We start from the raw sequence: 2,115 nt of genomic DNA, 5'->3' as shown, positions 1-2,115 counted from the left end.
TTTTCAGTTGGTTTAGACATAGGTCATTACTCCAATTAGTTAGGGAAGCTGGAAGTTGGTGGACGGTCCAGCAGGTTGTTGCATTTTGAAGGCTTCATGATGGGAAGTAATGGTGCTGCGCAGATTGCCCATATTGGTCGCGCCGATGTTGTCCCGAGCCGCACCGCCAAGGTTTTTGAGTGCTTGCATTCCCTTGCCTAATCCGGTTGCCCCTTGTGATCCGGCCATGTTGAATGCTTCCTTGAGCGTGTCCATTCCGCGCTTCGCTTCGACCGCGCCGCCAAGGGCCTGAGCAGGCATTTGCATCGCGGTCATGGTTGTGATCCCGATCGCAGACATTGCAGAAGTAAGCGCGCCTCCTCCGGAAACTTGGGAGACGTTGACCAATTCTGCTACTTTTGCAGGAAGGTATTTAATGAGAACCAGAATGATGATTGATGAGCAGACAACTATAAAAATATCTGCAAAACTTTCGCTATTAACGGTTGTGAACTTTTCAATAAAGTTCAAACACATGCTCATTAGGAGCTGTAAGGTGAATAGTTTTGCCGCTATAGCCAGAGAGTACTTGAGGTAGTTGACCGTGAAGTCTTTGGTAAATTTCGAACCACCAAAGCCGAGTAGTATGGCTCCTGCGTTCAGGACAATAAATGACTCGCATTTTACCAATATAAGCTGAGCGGTCATTAAGGAGAAGGTGACTGCTAAAATTACGCAGCAGAATAAAATTCCAATACTTACGTGTATTTTCACTGTCAGGTTATTTAGCAAGGCTCCAATAATATTTAAGCCATAAAGAAAGATGATTTCTGGATTTGGCTCTTGTGCGCCTGCTGCCACTGCAACGCTACTGAATGATTTAATTAGTGCTGTTGTCCATTCTGCACTGTAAAAAACAACAGAGGCCATGAAACTTCCGTAAATAACGAGCAGTACGAATTCGGCCAACTTTTGTTTGAGGTCATATTGCTTGAGTGTTGCTTGGATTCCTAACCATGCTAGTTCAATACTTATCAACAATTTGAAGAGTGTAAGGGAATATCCTTGGATAGCCGGTCCCCATGTCTTGGCTGCGGCTTCAAATTCAGTTAAAAGTCTTGTCGATAGCCCTAAATCTTGGGTTGCTCCTTTCGCTGCATGGGCTATGTTGCTCATGGATAAAATTAGAACAGCTACAATTAGTATCAGTTTGGAATAGTTTGTTTTGTCTTTGGTCGTCGTTGTTATCTTTCTAAGTCCTGTATGGAGGTTGTATGAAATACTTAATGATAGTTTTTTTGTTGTTCTCTTTGTCTGCTTGTAATGAAAAAAAGAACGAGAAAGTTGAGCAGGACAAAGCCGCATTTTCTGAAGCAGAAATTCAAGAAGATGCACAACATCTTTTAGATGAAGTCCAACAACGACTAGATAAGATAAAGAAAGAAGAAAAATAAATATCAAGTCCATTCTACTCTCCAAGTTTATCAATTAGAGCTTGGGTTCTTTTAGCGAGATCGTTTTCGAAGTAGCTTCTACTATTCAGTTCCTGAATCTGATCAATCTTCTCCTTCTTCTGCTGGATCTGCGCCTGATTCTGGATATGCATAGCCATGAGGGCGCGCAGCTTTCGCATCTCTGAAATTTGGATGGAAGAGAGTTGGTTGGCAGCTTCTAATGCCTGCATGCGTCCTTCCGGGGTGCTCAAGAGATCATCTATGTATGAATCAAATTCTTCTGACTCACTGATTTCCTTGAGCTGCTGCCCGGAGAGTTTAAAAGTGGCCTCGGTCGCTTCATCTACTCGACCGGACCATTTGCTGTAGTATTCGTAATACTGGGGATTCACTTCACTGGCTGGAAGACCAACCAGTTCTTTAGCTGAGTTGAAATTTGGATAAGCGGCATGATAAACTCCACCAAGTACATCAATATCTGCAACTGTTTCACGTAATCCCATGGTAAGAGACGCCAATTGTTTAAAGTCTCTAATCACACTGTTTTTAATGGCAAAGGGCAGGCGTATGGTGTTCTTGACCATGTTGACGTACTGATCAATATTTTGCTTCACCATCATAATTTGCTGCTGGGTCTGCATCATTTCTTCCGCATAAGTCCGGTACATGGATTCAAGCTGTT

2 protein-coding genes are annotated in these 2,115 nt (G+C 43.0%); both read right to left on the bottom strand.

What is annotated here, in order from left to right; genetic code table 11:
* Positions 1 to 39: 39 nt before the first annotated feature.
* Complete coding sequence (gene trbL, locus D0S45_20210) at positions 40 to 1,446, bottom strand: P-type conjugative transfer protein TrbL (GenBank protein TIH11259.1); 1,407 nt, start codon at positions 1,444 to 1,446, stop codon at positions 40 to 42.
* A 1-nt stretch (position 1,447) separates the two neighbouring features.
* On the bottom strand, positions 1,448 to 2,115 hold a 668-nt coding region (gene trbJ, locus D0S45_20205), incomplete at its 5' end, for a P-type conjugative transfer protein TrbJ (protein ID TIH11258.1).

Source organism: Marinifilum sp. JC120 (genome assembly GCA_004923195.1).
Classification (GTDB): domain Bacteria; phylum Desulfobacterota; class Desulfovibrionia; order Desulfovibrionales; family Desulfovibrionaceae; genus Maridesulfovibrio.
Note: the sequence above shows the minus strand (reverse complement) of the source record. Positions and strands in the feature narration are given on the sequence as shown.

Bases quoted from the DNA above. Each gene is read 5' to 3' on its own strand.
- trbL (TIH11259.1), bottom strand. From the start codon at position 1,446: ATGGACTTGATATTTATTTTTCTTCTTTCTTTATCTTATCTAGTCGTT.